The sequence below is a fragment of the Eubacterium sp. AF15-50 genome (genome assembly GCF_934835595.1).
GTDB classification, from domain to species: Bacteria; Bacillota; Clostridia; order Lachnospirales; family Lachnospiraceae; genus Eubacterium_G; species Eubacterium_G segne.
The window spans coordinates 1-17,045 of sequence record NZ_CAKVZL010000042.1; the positions used below are offsets into that span (position 1 = coordinate 1).

Consider the following 17,045-nt stretch of genomic DNA (forward strand, 5'->3'; position numbering starts at 1 on the left):
GCTATAGGCATGGTGGCAGAGGTAAATCTGGCAAAGAAAATGGGATATGTTACAGAGGAAGAGAGAACAAGGGTTATAAACCTATATCAAAAGGCACAGCTTCCAACAGAAATTCCTGATTACATAGACAGGGAAGCTTTAGTAAAGAAGCTTTATACTGATAAAAAAGTTAAGGATGGAAAATTACGTTTTGTTATTCAAAATGGAATCGGAGCTATTGTTGAGTTCTCGCCGGGAGTTTATGCAACACAGGTTGAAGAAAGTGTAGCAAGAGAAATTATTATGGATATGTAAAAATAAGCTGTCGCATTGGCGACAGCTTATTTAAATGAAAAAAGATTTGATTCACTTTTTTATTTTAGAGTGCAACATAATTTATTTAATTATGTGATATTTTTTACCCATTTGTAGGACAACGCCCTAGGCATTCCTACCACCATTTTTCCTAATTCATCAGCGGAAACCATCAGGTAAACCCAGTATACCGGAAGATGAAGTCCAACTGCACCAAGGAATACCATAGGGATTCCCACCAGCCAGTTGCCTACAAAGTTTGCCAAGAAGCAATACAGACTGTCTCCGCCGCTTCTTAAAATACCTGCTACAATGGCAAAGTTCTCTGCCCTAAATGGCATGGTCAAAGCAAAAATAACCATCATTTTTTGAGCATAGCCTAAGGATTCCTCGCCTACATTAAACATACTAAGAAGCAGGGTGAGAATAATGCTATAATTATTCCCAGAACAAATGCAACTGCCGGTATAAGAACCATAAATCGTCTGCTGTAGGCCTTTACCAACTCTAATTTATTTTCGCCTAATAATTTACCAAGCATAATTCCGGCAGCAGTTCCAATTCCCTGAGATAGAATCATTGCTAACTGGGTAAAGGTGTTTACAATCTGCAAAGCCGCCTGGGATGCAGTTCCGGTGTATTTGTATCCGATATTGTAAATGTTATTTCCAATGGCAAATACAACTTCACACATAATAAGAAATGTTCCGTAGTGAAAGTATTTTTTTACATCACTAAAGGAAAACTGGAAATATTCTTTTATCGGTGCACAAATCGGAAACTTCTTTATAATGGATACGCCATATAAAAACAGAAGCTCAAGGGTAAGAGCAATAATTGTACCTATGGCAGCACCACGGACTCCAAGCTTTGGAGCACCAAAATTTCCAAATATAAGTATGTAGTTAAAAATTGTATTTGTTGAAAGAGAAATAATTGTTCCAAGCATTGTTATAAATGTTTTTTCCGTGCTTACTAAAGATATGGAACATACATTTATAAGTCCGATAAGGACACATGAAATACTCATTATTTTCATATAAGAACTTCCAAGGGCTATAACCTCAGGGTCCTTCGAGTAAAGCAACATAATCGTATCCGAAAATAATGCCGTAAATATGGCGAATATAATGGAAAACGTCAGGTTTAATATAAACATCAGTCCCATATAATGATGAATAGACCTGGTATCTTTCTTTCCCCAATATTGGGATATAAAAACGCCGCCTGTGGCAGTTATTCCATTAAAAAGATAGAACAAAAGTCCAATCCAGCCACTTCCCATGGCTACGGCAGTAACCTCGGCAGCACCTAGCTGTCCAATCATAAAAACATCAAGCATATTAACTAATGCCTGAAAAAAGTTCTGTAGAGCAACAGGCGCTCCCAGTACCAGAATCTGCTTATAAAAAGCACGGTTATCGATAGTAACTTGTCCCATAAATTTTTGTAAAAACAACAGGGAGATACATTACAAAGTATGAGGTTAGATACCAAGTGAAATACCCGAAAAAACTCCCTGTTTTGCCCCCTTCCGATAAATATCACTTTATTCTATCACTAATAAAAAATATGTCTACAACTAAATCAAAAAATGTTGAAATTTTTTGTTGAAGTGAAAAGTTTATTTCTACTTCAGCCAAAATTTTTTGGACATTGTGGTTATTGGGCGTTGGATTTTTTTGACGTTGGGGTTATTTTGATGGAATCATTTAGAAATCGCCCCTTCCCCGACTTGAACTAAAGAAACAAACCGGGAAAAGAAAGATTTCATAATGAATTCCCGGCATGAATCACCTCTTACCCGGCTGAAACCAAAGAAACAAACCGGGAAAAGAAGGATTTCATAATGAATTCCTGGCATGAATCGCCCCTTCCCCGGCTAAAACCAAAGAAACAAACCGGTAAAAGAAAGATTTCATAATGAATTCCCGGCATAAATCACCTCTTACCCGGTTGAAACCAAAGAAACAAACCGGGAAAAGAAGGATTTCATAACGAATTCCTGGCACGAATTGTTTCTTCCCCGGCTGAAACCAAAGAAACAAACCGGGAAAACAACAATTTCATGATTAATTCCCGGCACGAATCCTAACTTGCCATTGAAACTAACATCGAGCCTGACACATAACCTAAAAAAGAGTTACACATATTTCAAAAATTGTGCTAGTATTATATAAAAGTAACTTAAGTCGAGGAGTTAAATATATGAGAGACGGACGTGAAGAAGAAATTAGGAATATTGTTGGAGAATTGTTGGAAGACTATAAGGATGACAGAACAATCAATCAGATTGAACTTTTTGACCAACCGGATACGGAGGTTATAGTTGATATATTAGATAAGATGTTGAAAATTGTCTTTCCGGGATTCTTCAGGGAAAAAACCTATAGATTTTATAATTTAAACAGCAGACTTACGGTTTTGTTAGAAGATGTTATGTTTAATTTGAATAAACAAATTGCCATAGCTCTTAGGCAGTTGCCGGAAAATCAGAATGCAAACGAAGACGAAATGGCTGAAAAAGCTGAAAAGATTACATTAGAGTTTTTCAAAAAGATTCCTTTGATAAGAGAGTATACAGAGACAGATGTTCAGGCGGCTTTTGATGGTGACCCGGCGGCATTTAACAGAAATGAGATAATTTTGTCTTATCCGGGATTATACACTATTACCATAAACCGTATTGCCCATGAACTTTTTAAACTGTCGGTACCACTTATTCCAAGAATTATGACTGAACATGCTCACAGTCAGACCGGAATAGACATTCATCCGGGAGCAACTATTGGAAAATATTTCTTTATGGATCATGGAACAGGAATAGTTGTGGGAGAAACAACTATCATTGGTGATAATGTAAAGGTGTATCAGGGAGTAACCATTGGTGCCCTGTCTACAAGAGGCGGTCAGAAATTAAAGGGTGTAAAGAGGCATCCGACTATTGAGGATAACGTTACTATTTATTCAGGGGCTTCGGTACTTGGAGGTGAAACCGTAATAGGAAGAAATTCAGTAATAGGAAGTAACGCATTTATCACCAGTTCCATTGCACCGGAAACCAGGGTAAGCATCAAAAATCAGGAGTTAAATTACAAAACCGGAAAAAACAAAAAAGAGGCTTCAGGCATTGAAATAACTGATTTAGAGCAGGATGAAAGCTGGTTTTATATTATTTAGAAAACATGCAGAATATGCATAAAAATAAAATGTGGGATAACCACATAATGTGGAATGCCTGAAATTAATTAGAAATACAGGAGTTTGGGGCATTCTCATAAAAATAAGGTGTGTCGTTGGGCACATCTAAAATATTAGGAGGAAATACTATGGAGTTAAAAGGATCAAGAACAGAGGCAAATTTAATGGCTGCATTTGCAGGAGAGTCACAGGCAAGAAATAAGTACACATATTACGCATCAAAGGCAAAAAAGGATGGATATGTTCAGATTGCAAATATTTTTGAAGAAACAGCAGCTAATGAAAAGGAACATGCAAAAATCTGGTTTAAATTATTACATGGCGGAGCAATTCCATCAACTGTAGAGAATTTAAAGGATGCGGCTGCAGGTGAAAATTACGAGTGGACAGATATGTATGCAGAGTTTGCCAAGGAAGCAAGAGAAGAAGGCTTTAACGAAATCGCAGATTTGTTTGACGGTGTTGCAAAAATTGAAAAAGAACATGAAGAAAGATACAAGAAATTACTGGAAAATATTGAAGGTGATTTGGTATTTTCAAAGGATGGAGATTGCGTATGGCAGTGCTTAAACTGTGGACATATTGTTATCGGTAAAAAAGCACCGGAAGTTTGCCCTGTCTGTGCACATCCACAGTCTTATTTCCAGGTAAAACCTGAAAACTATTAATATGTAAATGACTACTTAGTAGGCAAAGAACCAATTTGACAAGAAGGAGACGGTTATGAAAACGGGACTTGTATTAGAAGGCGGAGCCATGCGTGGTATGTATACTGCAGGTGTTCTGGATGTAATGATGGAAAATAATATTACTGTGGACGGAACCATAGGAGTTTCAGCAGGTGCTACTTTTGGCTGTAATTTCAAATCAAAGCAGATTGGTCGTACCATCAGGTACAATTTAAAATATTCCAAAGATCCCCGATATGTGGGAATAAGATCTCTGATAAAAACCGGTGATTTGTATGGAGCAGATTTCTGTTACAGGCAGTTGCCGGAAAAATTAGATGTTTTTGACATAAAAACATATCAGGAAAATCCAATGGAGTTTTACGCCGTGGCAACAGATATTGAAACAGGAAAGCCGGTTTATCACAAATGCCCTAATGGAGACAGGGTGGATGTTGAATGGTATCGTGCATCTGCATCTATGCCTCTGGTATCTAATATAGTTGAAATAGACGGACAAAAGATGTTAGACGGCGGAATTGCTGATCCTATTCCTATTCATGAGTTTCAGAAAATGGGATATGACAGAAATGTTATTATTCTTACCCAGCATGATGGTTATCGGAAGAAAAAAAGCAGTGCTCTTCCTTTAATTAAGTTAAAAATGGGAAAGAAATATCCTAATTTAGTGCATGATATGGAAATAAGACATGAAATGTACAACAAAACTCTTGACGATATCAGGGAAATGGAGAAGAAAAAGCAGGTATATGTAATCCGTCCAAATAATCCTATTAAAATTAAAAGGACAGAGACTGATCCGGAAAAGTTAAAGGCTTTGTACGAGACCGGTAGAAAAGAAGGATTACAGCATATTGAAAATATTAAAAAGTTTTTAGAAATGTAATTGGCAAAAATCGGGTATGATTTTCCTTTTTTGGTTCAAAATAATGTTGAATAATAAAAAAAGGAGAGTCATATGAAAGACAGAATTTTTGGTGTATTACAACGTGTAGGCAGGTCTTTTATGCTTCCTATAGCCATATTGCCGGTAGCAGGTTTGCTTCTTGGAATAGGTGGCTCATTTACTAATGAAACCACTCTTAAAACATATGGATTAGAAGGAATCATGGGGCAGGGGACAGTTTTTCACGGAATCTTTCAGGTTATGAACGATGCCGGAAATATTGTGTTCTCTAACCTGCCTATTTTGTTTGCCATTGGAGTAGCCATAGGCATGGCAAAAAAGGAGAAAGAAGTTGCGGCGCTGTCTGCGGTAATTGCGTTTTTTATTATGCATGCATCAATTAGTGCTCTTATATCTATAAATGGTGGAATTGAAAATATGCTTCAGGGGGCAGTGGCTGATGTATGCGGAATTACATCACTGCAAATGGGTGTTTTCGGTGGAATTGTTGTTGGTCTGGGAGTGGCGGCACTTCACAACAGGTTTTATCGAATTGAACTTCCTCAGGTTTTATCGTTTTTCGGAGGAACGAGATTTGTACCTATTATAAGTGCACTTGTTTACACTTTGGTGGGAATATTGATGTATTTTATCTGGCCACCGGCCCAAATAGGAATAAACTCAGTAGGAAATGTTGTACTTAATTCAGGATACATCGGAACATGGGTTTACGGATTTATGGAAAGATTGTTAATTCCCTTTGGACTTCATCATGTATTTTATATTCCTTTCTGGCAGACTGCTGTTGGGGGAACAATGGAAGTTGGAGGGCGTATTGTTGAAGGTGCCCAAAACATTTTCTTTGCACAGTTGGCAGATTCAGGAGTAACTCATTTTGCAGTTTCGGCTACAAGATTTATGTCAGGAAAATTTCCACTTATGATTTTCGGACTTCCCGGGGCAGCTCTTGCCATGTATCGCACGGCACAGCCTAGAAAAAGAAAACTTGTATATGGACTTTTACTTTCAGCAGCACTGACGTCAATGGTTACAGGTATCACTGAGCCTTTAGAGTTCACATTTTTATTTGTAGCGCCTCTTTTGTATGGAGTACATTGCGTTTTTGCCGGCTTAGCTTACGCATTAATGCATTTCTTTAACGTTGGAGTAGGAATGACTTTTTCAGGGGGACTTATTGACCTTTTCCTTTTTGGTATTTTACAGGGAAATGCCAAAACAAACTGGATATGGGTTGTTATTGTAGGAGTGTTTTATTTCATAATTTATTATTTCTTATTTAGTTTCCTTATTAAAAAACTTAATTTAAGAACTCCCGGAAGATTTGATGATGACGAAGTTAAATTATATAAACGAAGTGATGTGGATGCAAAAAAGAAAGGCAGCTCAGGAACTGATTTGGGAGATACAGCAGTAAGTGAATCCGATGGTGTAGTAGGAAGTAAATCAGGAGGCACAGCAGGAAGTGACGAGGGAGATGACTCTAAAGAAGCAATCGCTAATGAATTGTCTATTGCCATTTGCAAAGGCTTAGGTGGAAAAGACAATATTTCAGATGTGGATTGCTGTGCTACAAGGTTAAGGTGTACGGTTTTTAATGCCGATTTGGTAAATGATTCAGTTCTGAGAATGACAGGTGCATCAGGGGTTGTTCACAAGGGCAATGGGGTGCAAATAATATACGGGCCAAAAGTCACGGTAATAAAATCTGATTTTGAGGAATTTTTAGAAAGTGACTTAGCAGATACCATAGGAAAAGAAACGGAGGCTTTAAGGGAGAACCATAAGGATAGTATCAGAGAAAATAATGAGAATGATACCATAGAGAGGAATAAGAATGGTACTATGGAAAGTAATGAGAATAATGGGAATGGTATTACGAGGAAAGAAACAAGTATTACATCCGGAGGGAAAAAGATTCTTGTTTTAAGTCCAATTACCGGATTTGCGGATAAAATTGAAAATGTGCCTGATGAAGCTTTTGCTTCAAAAATGATGGGGGATGGTGCTGCGGTGACACCAAGGGCACCGATAGTCAAGGCACCGGTAGATGGAGAAGTGACATTTGTCTTTGATTCTAAGCATGCCATAGGAATAAAGGATTCAAATGGATTAAATTATATTATTCATGTGGGAATTGATACAGTAAAGTTAGGAGGAAAAGGATTCGATGTGTTTGTAAGAGCCGGAGACAAAGTAAAATATGGAGACACTCTTATGAAACTTGATTTGGAATATTTGAAGAAAAATGCTCCATCCATTGTATCACCGGTTTTGTGCACTGATATGAATAACAGGATGACTATAAAACTTCTAAAAGAAGGTGCAGTACAGGCAGGAGAAGAATTGTTTGAAATTGAAATTTCGGAATAGCTGTGGAGATAGGCAGGGCAGGTGAAATTACAAAAATGAAATTTCACCGCCCCGGTTTCCTACTCCACAATTATATTTAGCCAATCGCCTTTTTTCACAAGAATAAATCCCACAACAGATTTAATGGCATCAAGCATACTTATAATAAAGAACATCCACACAATCGGAAGATTAGTGAAATGTGCCAGTAGCATTGCCACAGGTACATTTACCGCCCATATAAAACCACTGTCAAAAATAAAAGTCATAACCGTTTTGCCACCACTTCTAAGAGTAAAGTACGCCGCATTGGTAAAGGCGTTAAATGGTGTGGCAAGAACATATACCAAAATAAATCTTGTGGCAAGATAACGTATTTCTCCGGTTGTGTTATATATACGTGGGAACAAAGGTGCTGCAATAAGCAACAGGGCAGATACTCCAAGAGAAATCATTAAAGAAAAAGTGATCATCTTCGTATCCGTTTCCTTAGCCTCTTTTAGCTTGCCGGCACCAATTAACTGACCAATAACAATAGAAATGGCAATGCCCATTGTTAAGAAAAATGTATTAACTACATTATTAAGAGTGTTGGAAATATTAAGCCCGGCTATGGCCGAAAGTCCTCTGGTAGAAAGTGCCTGTGTCTGCATTGTTATTCCGGCGGCCCAAAGCAATTCGTTAAATAATAAGGGAGTACCGCGTAAAAGAATCTTTTTTACAAGAGAGGAAGGCACATGCAAATTGCTATAAACACCTTTAATAAACCTATATTTATCACTGTGTCTGTAGGTATAAATTATAAGATATCCACATTCAACAAATCTTGACATAACTGTTGCAATGGCAGCACCTATGACTCCCAGTTTTGGAAAACCAAGTAAACCGAATATTAAAAGAGCATTGAAAACAAAGTCAACAATAACGGCTAAAAGTCCTGCTATCATAGGAACCATGGTTTGACCGGCTTCCTTAAGGGTTGTGCTATAGCAATTTGCCACTACAAAAGGAATAATACTAAAAAGCATGATGTATAGATAATCCCTGGCATATTTAAATGTAGCATGGATATTTCCGGAAGCCCCACCTTCATGCAGGAACATATTAATTAAAGGTTCGTGGAGAATAATTAAAACACACATGCTTATGGCAATAATAAATATTCCTATAATTAATTTCATTCTAAATACATTTCTGGCACCATTATGATTATTCTGACCGAAATATTGGGCAGAAAAAATTCCCGCTCCGGACATTCCACCAAAAACTGCCAGATTAAACACAAAAAATAACTGGTTAATAATGGCAACACCGGTCATCTGGTCTGTTCCGATTTTTCCTACCATTACATTATCAAGCATAGCAACAAAGTTAGTAAGAAGATTTTGAATAACAATAGGCAGTGCAATAGCCATAATCATTTTGTAAAAAGCTTTGTCGCCAAAATATTTTGTTCTAAAAGTCTGTTTTCCTTCCGCAACCATTAAAATAACCTCATCTCATTAAATAATTTAAATAAAAACAGCAATAAATAACTGTATAAAATAATCACAATAATTAATTGCAATAGGTAGTAGAATAACACATGATTCCACTACAATCAATATAAAAATATAAATTAATTTTATAGTTTTAAGATATATTGGTAATGTGCATTATTATAATAGAAGAAAAACTTAAAATAGTGGCGTTAAAAATGTTTACAATTTATTAACAAATCTTTTTTAATAAAATTGTTGACAAAGTACTTTGATAGTGATATTTTAGTGTCAGATGAAATATTAGCACTCGAAACTAATGAGTGCTAATAAATCAAAGAAAGGAGATGCTTATGGAACTTAGTGATAGAAAAGAAAAGATTTTAGATGCTATCATCAGAAGCTACTTAGAAACAGGCGAGCCGGTAGGTTCCAGAACCATTTCCAAGAACACTGATTTGAATTTAAGTTCAGCTACCATTAGAAATGAAATGTCTGACTTAGAAGAGATGGGATACATTATCCAGCCCCATACATCGGCAGGACGTATTCCTACAGATAAAGGTTACAGATTTTATGTGGACAATATCTTAAAGGATAAGATGTCTGAGTTAGATGAAAGAGAAAAGAAGGTAACTGAAAAAGAAGATTTGTTAATTGAGAAGGTTGATAAGGTTGAGACATTACTTCAAAATATGGCAAAGGTATTAGCAAATAATACTAATTATGCCACCATGGTATCCGCACCGAAGTCTCAGGAGAATAAAATCAAGTTTGTTCAATTATCAGTAATTGATGAAAATCAGTTGTTATGCACTGTTGTTTCTGACAAGAATCACGTAGTTAACAGAATTATAAAGATTACACAGCAGATTAGTCAGGAAATGATAGTGAGACTGAATGTGGCACTTAACACTGTTTTGGCAGGTTTGTCATTAGAAGAAATCAACTTAGGAGTTATTTCCACATTAACATCTCAGGCAGGAGAGTTTGAGGGATTGGTTAATGAAGTGTTAAAGACCATTACGGAAGCTATTGCTACAGAGGCACAGATGAAGATTTACACATCAGGTGCCACTAATATTTTTAAATATCCTGAGCTTAGTGATAAGGAAAGAGCCAGCCAGTTACTTACAACATTAGAAGAAAAGTCACAGCTGACGGAACTTATTAATGAAAGTGATGAGGAAACAGGCATTCAGGTATATATAGGTAGTGAGAGCCCGGTTAAGTCCATGAAGGATTGTAGCGTTGTCACGGCAACATACGAGCTTGAAGATGGATTTAAAGGAACTATCGGTATTATAGGACCGAAGCGAATGGACTACGAAAAGGTTGTTGAAACTTTAAGAACTGTTAAAGAACAGTTAAGTGAGACTTTTAAAGATGATAATTAGTATAAAGTTTTAAGAAAGGATGATTATCCGATGCAAAAGGAAAATAAAGATTTAGATGAGAACCTTGAAAAAGATGTGGCAAATGAAGAAACTACAGAGGAAGTAAAGGAAGAATCTAAAAAAGAAGAAAAGTCACAGGATGCAAAAGCACAGGATGTGGCAGAGGAAAAGCAGGATGCATCAGACAAGAATGAAAATCCTGATAAGAAAAAAAAGCGTGGCTTAAAGAAGAAGGACAAAAAAGACCAGCAGATAGAGGAACTTAATGATAAGTACCAGAGATTATTTGCAGAGTTCCAAAACTTCAGAAGCCGAAGCGAAAAGGAAAAGGCAGCAATGTTTGAAACAGGTGCCAAATCTATTATAGAGAAGATACTTCCTATAGTAGACAACTTTGAAAGAGGAGTTGCAGCACTTAGTGAAGAAGATTTAGAGTCACCTGTAGGACAGGGAATGAATCTTATTTATAAACAATTACTTTCAACTCTTGATGAAATGGGAGTTACAGCTATTGAAGCCGAAGGAAAGGAATTTGACTCTGACCTTCACAATGCAGTAATGCATGAGGAAAACGATGAACTTGGTGAAAACATTGTTTCTCAGGAACTGCAGAAAGGCTATAAATATAGAGATACTGTTATTAGACACAGTATGGTAAAAGTTGCAAATTAACTAAAGTTTTATGTTATTTTAGGAGGAAAATAAAATGGGAAAGATTATTGGTATTGATTTAGGAACAACAAACTCATGTGTAGCTGTTATGGAAGGTGGAGAACCTACAGTTATAACAAATGCAGATGGAGCAAGAACAACTCCTTCAGTAGTTGCTTTTAAAAAAGATGGTGAAAGATTAGTTGGTGAGCAGGCTAAACGTCAGGCAGTAACTAATGCAGAAGGTACAGTATCATCAATTAAGAGACATATGGGTACAGATTATAAAGTTACTATTAACGACAAGTCTTATACACCACAGGCTATTTCAGCTATGATTCTTCAGAAGTTGAAAGCTGATGCAGAAAGCTATCTTGGTGAAAAAGTTACAGAAGCAGTTATAACTGTTCCGGCATATTTCAATGATGCTCAGAGACAGGCTACAAAGGATGCAGGTAAGATTGCAGGTCTTGATGTTAAGAGAATTATCAACGAGCCTACAGCAGCAGCTTTGGCTTATGGTCTTGATAATGAAAAAGAACAAAAGATTATGGTATACGATTTAGGTGGTGGAACATTTGATGTATCTGTTATCGAAATCGGTGATGGCGTTATCGAAGTTTTAGCAACAAACGGTGATAATAAGCTTGGTGGTGATGACTTTGATAAGAAGGTTATGGATTATATGGTAGCTGACTTTAAGTCAAAAACAGGTATTGACCTTTCAAATGATAAGATGGCTATGGAAAGAATTAAAGCTGAAGCAGAAGATGCTAAGAAGAAACTTTCATCATCTACACAGGTTGAAATTAACATCCCATTCATTACAGCTAATGAGCAGGGACCTCAGCATCTTAATATGACTCTTACAAAGGCTAAGTTTGATGAACTTACAAGAGACTTAGTTGAGAGAACAGCTATTCCTGTACAGAATGCGTTAAAGGATGCAGGAATTACAGCTTCAGAGCTTAGCAAAGTATTATTAGTTGGTGGTTCTACAAGAATCCCGGCTGTTCAGGATAAGGTTAAACAGTTAACAGGTCACGAGCCATCAAAGAAGATGAATCCTGATGAATGTGTAGCTATTGGTGCTTCAATTCAGGGTGGTAAATTAGCAGGTGACGCAGGTGCCGGTGATATTCTTCTTCTTGATGTTACTCCACTTTCATTATCAATTGAAACAATGGGTGGTGTTGCTACAAGACTTATCGAGAGAAATACAACTATTCCTACAAAGAAGAGCCAGATTTTCTCAACAGCAGCAGATAACCAGACAGCAGTAGATATTAACGTAGTACAGGGTGAGAGACAGTTCGCAAGAGATAACAAGTCCCTTGGACAGTTCAGACTTGATGGAATTCCTCCAGCAAGAAGAGGTGTTCCACAGATTGAGGTTACATTTGATATTGATGCAAACGGTATTGTTAATGTATCAGCTAAAGACCTTGGAACAGGAAAAGAACAGCACATTACAATTACAGCCGGATCAAATATGTCAGATGAAGATATTGATAAGGCAGTTAAGGAAGCAGCTGAATATGAAGCAGCTGATAAGAAACGTAAGGAAGCAATTGATGCAAAAAATGACGCTGAAGCTATCATTACTCAGACAGAACAGGCAATGAGCGAAGCCGGTGATAAGTTAGCAGAAGGTGATAAGCAGGCAGTTCAGGCTGACATCGATGCATTAAAGGCCACAGTTTCTGCAATTGGTGCTAATGAACCTACAGAGGCTCAGGTTGAGGAATTAAAGGCTGGAAAAGAGAAATTAATGAACTCAGCACAGCAGTTATTCCAGAAGATGTACGAACAGGCACAGGGTGCTGCAGGAGCACAGGGTGCAGGTCCTGACATGAATGCAGGTGGAGCCGCACCACATGATGACGATGTGGTTGATGGAGACTTCACAGAAGTATAAATTAAAAATATAATGGGGTGATGCCCCTTATTACCGGAGAATCCCGCCCGTTTCAAACGGACGGGTTTTCCCACGAAATAAGATACGCTATTTTTTAACGATGGAAGGTATATTATTATGGCAGATAAGAGAGATTATTATGAGGTGTTAGGCGTTGACAAGAACGCTGATGCAGCCACAATAAAAAAAGCATATAGAACTCTGGCAAAAAAGTATCACCCTGATGCAAATCCGGGAAATGAAGAGGCAGCTGCAAAGTTCAAGGAAGCATCAGAAGCATATGCGGTGTTATCTGATGATGAAAAGAGAAAGCAGTACGACCAGTTTGGTCATGCGGCTTTTGATGGCAGTGGCGGAGCAGGTGGCTTTGACTTTAACAATATGGATTTCGGTGATATTTTCGGTGGATTCGGTGATATCTTTGGTGATATTTTCGGAGGTGGAAGCCGTGGACGTTCAAGAAGCAATAACGGTCCAATGCGTGGAGCCGATGTGAGATGTGGTATCCGAATTACTTTTGAAGAGGCTGTATTTGGATGCAAGAAGGAAGTTACAATTAATTACAAGGAAATATGTAAAACCTGTAACGGAACAGGTGCAAAGCCTGGAACTTCTCCTGAAAAGTGTCCTAAATGTAATGGTCAGGGTCAGTATGTTTCACGTCAGCAGACTATGTTTGGTATGATGCAAAGTACTCAGGTATGTCCTGATTGTCGCGGAACAGGTAAAATTATCAAGGAAAAATGTCCTGATTGCTATGGCAATGGATATAAACAGACGAAGAAGAAAGTTACTATTGATATTCCTGCAGGTATTGATGATATGCAGAGAATCCGTAAAACAGGTGAAGGGGAACCGGGTACAAACGGTGGCCCAAGAGGTGATTTGTTAGTTGATGTTCGTGTATCTCCAAGTGCAAACTTTGAGCGTGATGGTATGAATTTGTATAACAATACCCGTATATCATATGCACAGGCAGCATTAGGTGGAGATATTCGTGTCAAAACCATAGATGGTGATGTTAAATTTAACATTAAGCCGGGTACACAAACAGGAACACGTATCAGACTTAAGGGAAAGGGCGTTTGCAATGTACACAATCAGAATACAAAGGGAGACCAGTATTCAACTCTTGTGGTTGACGTTCCTACTCACTTAAATTCAGAACAAAAAGAGCTTCTTAAGAAATTTGATGAAATCTCAGGCAATACACTTCATGAGTTTGACGATGCGAAAACGGGAGGAACTGAGAAGAAGAGAAAGAAGAAATTCTTTTAAAAATAGAGAAATTCAAATTTGCTGAAAATTAAATCTGAAAGAATAGAGGCAGTTAGAATGAACAATTTGTTTAAACTAACTGCCTTTATTTTATTTAAAAATGTATATTATTTAAAGTCATATTTTGTTTATCGCTTGTTAAGTGGTACATATGCCGTAGGTTTTGCCACGTTCTTGTAAGCCGGACGGATAATCTTTCCGGCATTAATGATTTCTTCAATACGGTGTGCACTCCAACCTGCCATTCTGGCGGCGGCAAACATTGGGGTATATAATTCATCAGGTAAACCTAACATCGAATATACAAATCCACTGTAGAAATCTACGTTGGCACTAACACTTTTCTTTCTGTTGTGAGCCTTTGAAATAACCTCAGGGGCAAGACGTTCAACATTTTCATAAAGATGATACTCGTCCATAAGATTCTTTTCTTCGGCAAGTTTTTTTGTGAAACTCTTCAAAAGTTTGGCTCTTGGGTCTGATATGGCATAAACAGCATGACCAATACCATATATTAATCCTGACTGGTCAAAGAGACGTTTATCTAAGATACCCTTAAGATAATTTTTAACCTCATCATCGTCGTTCCAGTCATTAACAGTTTCTTTCATGTTATCAAACATTTTCTTAACCTTAACATTAGCACCACCGTGTCTTGGACCCTTTAAGGAACAAAGAGAGGCGGCAATTGCTGAGTATGTATCTGTTCCTGATGAAGATACAACATGGTTAGTAAAGGTTGAGTTATTACCACCGCCATGTTCTGCATGAAGAACAAGTGCCAAATCCAAAATTTTAGCTTCCAAATTGGTATAGGAGCTGTCGGGTCTTAAAAGTCTTAAGATATTTTCAGCTGTTGATAGCTTAGGGTCAGGATTTATAATGTGAAGATTATCATGATAGTGATAATGCCTCATTGACTGATATCCATATACTGAAATAAGAGGAACTCTTGCTATAAGACTTAAACTCTGACGTAAAACGTTTGGAATGGAAGTATCATCAGGGTTATCGTCCCATGAATACAGGGACAATACACATCGTGCCAAAAGATTCATCATATCCTTGCTTGTAGCCTTCATAACAATGTCTCTTACAAAGGATGAAGGAAGATTACAAAATGAAGCAAGAACATTATTGAAATTTTCAAGGCGTTTTGCATTAGGTAGTTCGCCAAATAATAACAGGTAAGTTACTTCCTCAAATCCGAATCTGTCCTCAGCAATAAATCCATTAACAATATCTTCTATATTCATTCCACGGTAGAACAGCTGTCCCTCGCATGGAACCGTAACACCGTCAACCACCTCAAATGAATGAACATCACCTATTTCAGTAAGACCGGTAAGAACACCTTTTCCACCTTTTTCACGTAAACCTCTTTTAACGTTATATACATCATAGAGACTTGGATCTATGCAGGAATTGTTTACGCAACGGTCAGCGTACCTTTCAATTTGTGCCGTAAGCTTATCTTCAGTCTCAAATGAATTTTCATTTAATAGCAATATATTTTCCCTCCTTTTTTTAAAATTAAAATTAAGTAATTGTCATAAAAAAACACAATATGACAATCTATTTTAACATAAAAATAGAATAAACTCAACTTAAGGAAAAACAATAAGACACTTCCTCAATACCGGGTTTTGTGATACAATAAACCCAAATGGCTAATAGCATATTTATTATATTTACCACAGAGGTTTGATATGGACATATTTGATTATGCAAGAAATATAAATAGTGAAAAAGAGTCACCCTTAGCCAGCAGGCTGCGTCCGAAAACACTAGAGCAGGTTGTAGGACAGGAGCATATTATAGGCGAGGGAAAACTTCTATATAGAGCAATAAAGGCAGATAAAATCAGTTCGGTTATTTTTTATGGCCCTCCGGGAACAGGGAAAACAACTCTTGCCAAGGTTATTGCTAATACTACCAGTGCTGAATTTAAACAGTTAAATGCTACAGTGGCAGGAAAAAAGGACATGGAAGAGGTAGTGGAAACTGCCAAACAGAACATGGCAATGAGTGGCAAAAAGACTATTTTGTTTATAGATGAGATTCATAGATTTAACAAGGGACAGCAGGACTATCTTTTACCTTTCGTGGAGGATGGAACAATAATCCTTATAGGAGCTACTACTGAAAATCCTTATTTTGAGGTAAATTCAGCTTTAATATCCCGTTCAATTATATTTGAATTAAAACCTTTGTCCACGGAAAATATTGAAAAGTTAATATATAGAGCCGTTGAAGATAAAGAAAATGGAATGGGAATTTACAACGGAGTTATTGATAAAGATGCAGCACGGTTTTTGGCGGAAATATCTAACGGTGATGCAAGAACAGCACTAAATGCAGTTGAATTAGGTATCCTTACCACTGATAAAAGCCAAGATGGAAAGATACATATAACACTAGATGTGGCAGAGCAGTGTATACAAAAAAGAGCATTAAGATATGACAAGTCAGGGGACAACCATTATGATACAATATCTGCATTTATAAAAAGCATGCGTGGCTCAGACCCGGATGCGGCAGTGTATTATTTAGCCAGAATGCTGTATGCAGGAGAAAGCGTTGACATCATAGCGAGAAGAATAATGATTTGTGCAGCAGAGGATGTGGGAATGGCAAATACACAGGCATAAGTTGTAGCCACGGCGGCAGCACAGTCGGTACATCAGGTGGGAATGCCGGAGGCACAGATTATTTTGTCAGAAGCGGTAATATATGTTGCTTCTTCACCGAAGAGCAATTCAGCCTACAATGCCATATTTAAGGCAATGGATACAGTGAAAAATACAGTAACCAGTAAGGTGCCGGTGCATTTAATGGACGCACATTATAAAGGTTCAGCGGCACTGGGACATGGTATAGGAT

At 37.4% G+C, this 17,045-nt stretch carries 12 protein-coding genes and 2 pseudogenes; 10 read left to right on the forward strand and 4 right to left on the reverse strand.

The window, feature by feature from the left end:
* A pseudogene (locus Q5O73_RS06210) lies at window positions 1-294 on the forward strand (3-dehydroquinate synthase); the annotation flags it as partial.
* 89 nt (window positions 295-383) lie between these two features.
* On the opposite strand, the gene Q5O73_RS06215 reads toward Q5O73_RS06210, so the two are convergent.
* On the reverse strand, window positions 384-701 hold the full coding sequence (locus tag Q5O73_RS06215) for a hypothetical protein (RefSeq protein WP_302669278.1): 318 nt from the start codon (window positions 699-701) through the stop codon (window positions 384-386).
* Window positions 689-1,735, reverse strand: a complete 1,047-nt coding sequence (locus tag Q5O73_RS06220) for an MATE family efflux transporter (RefSeq protein WP_302669279.1) — start codon at window positions 1,733-1,735, stop codon at window positions 689-691. The genes Q5O73_RS06215 and Q5O73_RS06220 overlap by 13 nt, the downstream gene beginning before the upstream one ends.
* A 767-nt stretch (window positions 1,736-2,502) precedes the next feature.
* Here Q5O73_RS06220 and epsC point away from each other — a divergent pair.
* The 4 genes from epsC to Q5O73_RS06240 all read left to right on the forward strand — a co-directional run bounded on the left by epsC (window position 2,503) and on the right by Q5O73_RS06240 (window position 7,461).
* Window positions 2,503-3,474, forward strand: a complete 972-nt coding sequence (gene epsC, locus Q5O73_RS06225; RefSeq protein ID WP_021953431.1) for a serine O-acetyltransferase EpsC — start codon at window positions 2,503-2,505, stop codon at window positions 3,472-3,474.
* A gap of 149 nt (window positions 3,475-3,623) precedes the next feature.
* Window positions 3,624-4,163 (forward strand): rubrerythrin, encoded by a 540-nt coding sequence (gene rbr, locus Q5O73_RS06230; RefSeq protein ID WP_021953430.1) that lies wholly within the window; start codon window positions 3,624-3,626, stop codon window positions 4,161-4,163.
* Between the two features lie 55 nt (window positions 4,164-4,218).
* Window positions 4,219-5,070, forward strand: coding sequence for a patatin family protein (locus Q5O73_RS06235; protein WP_021953429.1), 852 nt, complete (start codon window positions 4,219-4,221; stop codon window positions 5,068-5,070).
* 72 nt (window positions 5,071-5,142) lie between these two features.
* Window positions 5,143-7,461 (forward strand): PTS transporter subunit IIABC, encoded by a 2,319-nt coding sequence (locus Q5O73_RS06240; RefSeq protein WP_302669280.1) that lies wholly within the window; start codon window positions 5,143-5,145, stop codon window positions 7,459-7,461.
* 59 nt (window positions 7,462-7,520) lie between these two features.
* Here the strand turns inward: Q5O73_RS06240 and Q5O73_RS06245 are convergent, their stop codons facing one another.
* Window positions 7,521-8,924 carry an MATE family efflux transporter gene (locus tag Q5O73_RS06245; protein WP_243053017.1) on the reverse strand — a complete coding sequence of 468 codons (1,404 nt, stop codon included), beginning with the start codon at window positions 8,922-8,924 and terminating at the stop codon, window positions 7,521-7,523.
* Window positions 8,925-9,265: 341 nt separating this feature from the next.
* Between Q5O73_RS06245 and hrcA the strand changes: the two genes are divergently transcribed.
* From hrcA to dnaJ, 4 genes are all read left to right on the forward strand, one after another.
* Window positions 9,266-10,315, forward strand: a complete 1,050-nt coding sequence (gene hrcA / locus Q5O73_RS06250) for a heat-inducible transcriptional repressor HrcA (RefSeq protein WP_368075828.1) — start codon at window positions 9,266-9,268, stop codon at window positions 10,313-10,315.
* Between the two features lie 30 nt (window positions 10,316-10,345).
* The gene (grpE, locus tag Q5O73_RS06255) at window positions 10,346-10,987 is read left to right on the forward strand and encodes a nucleotide exchange factor GrpE (RefSeq protein ID WP_021953425.1); all 642 of its coding nucleotides are present in this window, start codon (window positions 10,346-10,348) and stop codon (window positions 10,985-10,987) included.
* Between the two features lie 34 nt (window positions 10,988-11,021).
* Window positions 11,022-12,884 (forward strand): molecular chaperone DnaK, encoded by a 1,863-nt coding sequence (gene dnaK / locus Q5O73_RS06260; RefSeq protein WP_118588936.1) that lies wholly within the window; start codon window positions 11,022-11,024, stop codon window positions 12,882-12,884.
* 117 nt (window positions 12,885-13,001) lie between these two features.
* Window positions 13,002-14,162 (forward strand): molecular chaperone DnaJ, encoded by a 1,161-nt coding sequence (dnaJ, locus tag Q5O73_RS06265; RefSeq protein WP_302624632.1) that lies wholly within the window; start codon window positions 13,002-13,004, stop codon window positions 14,160-14,162.
* A 128-nt stretch (window positions 14,163-14,290) separates the two neighbouring features.
* On the opposite strand, the gene Q5O73_RS06270 is transcribed toward dnaJ, so the two are convergent.
* A complete protein-coding gene (locus Q5O73_RS06270) occupies window positions 14,291-15,670 on the reverse strand; it encodes a citrate/2-methylcitrate synthase (protein ID WP_021953422.1) in 1,380 nt (459 codons plus the stop codon).
* 201 nt (window positions 15,671-15,871) lie between these two features.
* On the opposite strand from Q5O73_RS06270, the pseudogene Q5O73_RS06275 reads away from it, so the two are divergent.
* Window positions 15,872-17,045, forward strand: a pseudogene (locus Q5O73_RS06275) (replication-associated recombination protein A); the annotation flags it as partial.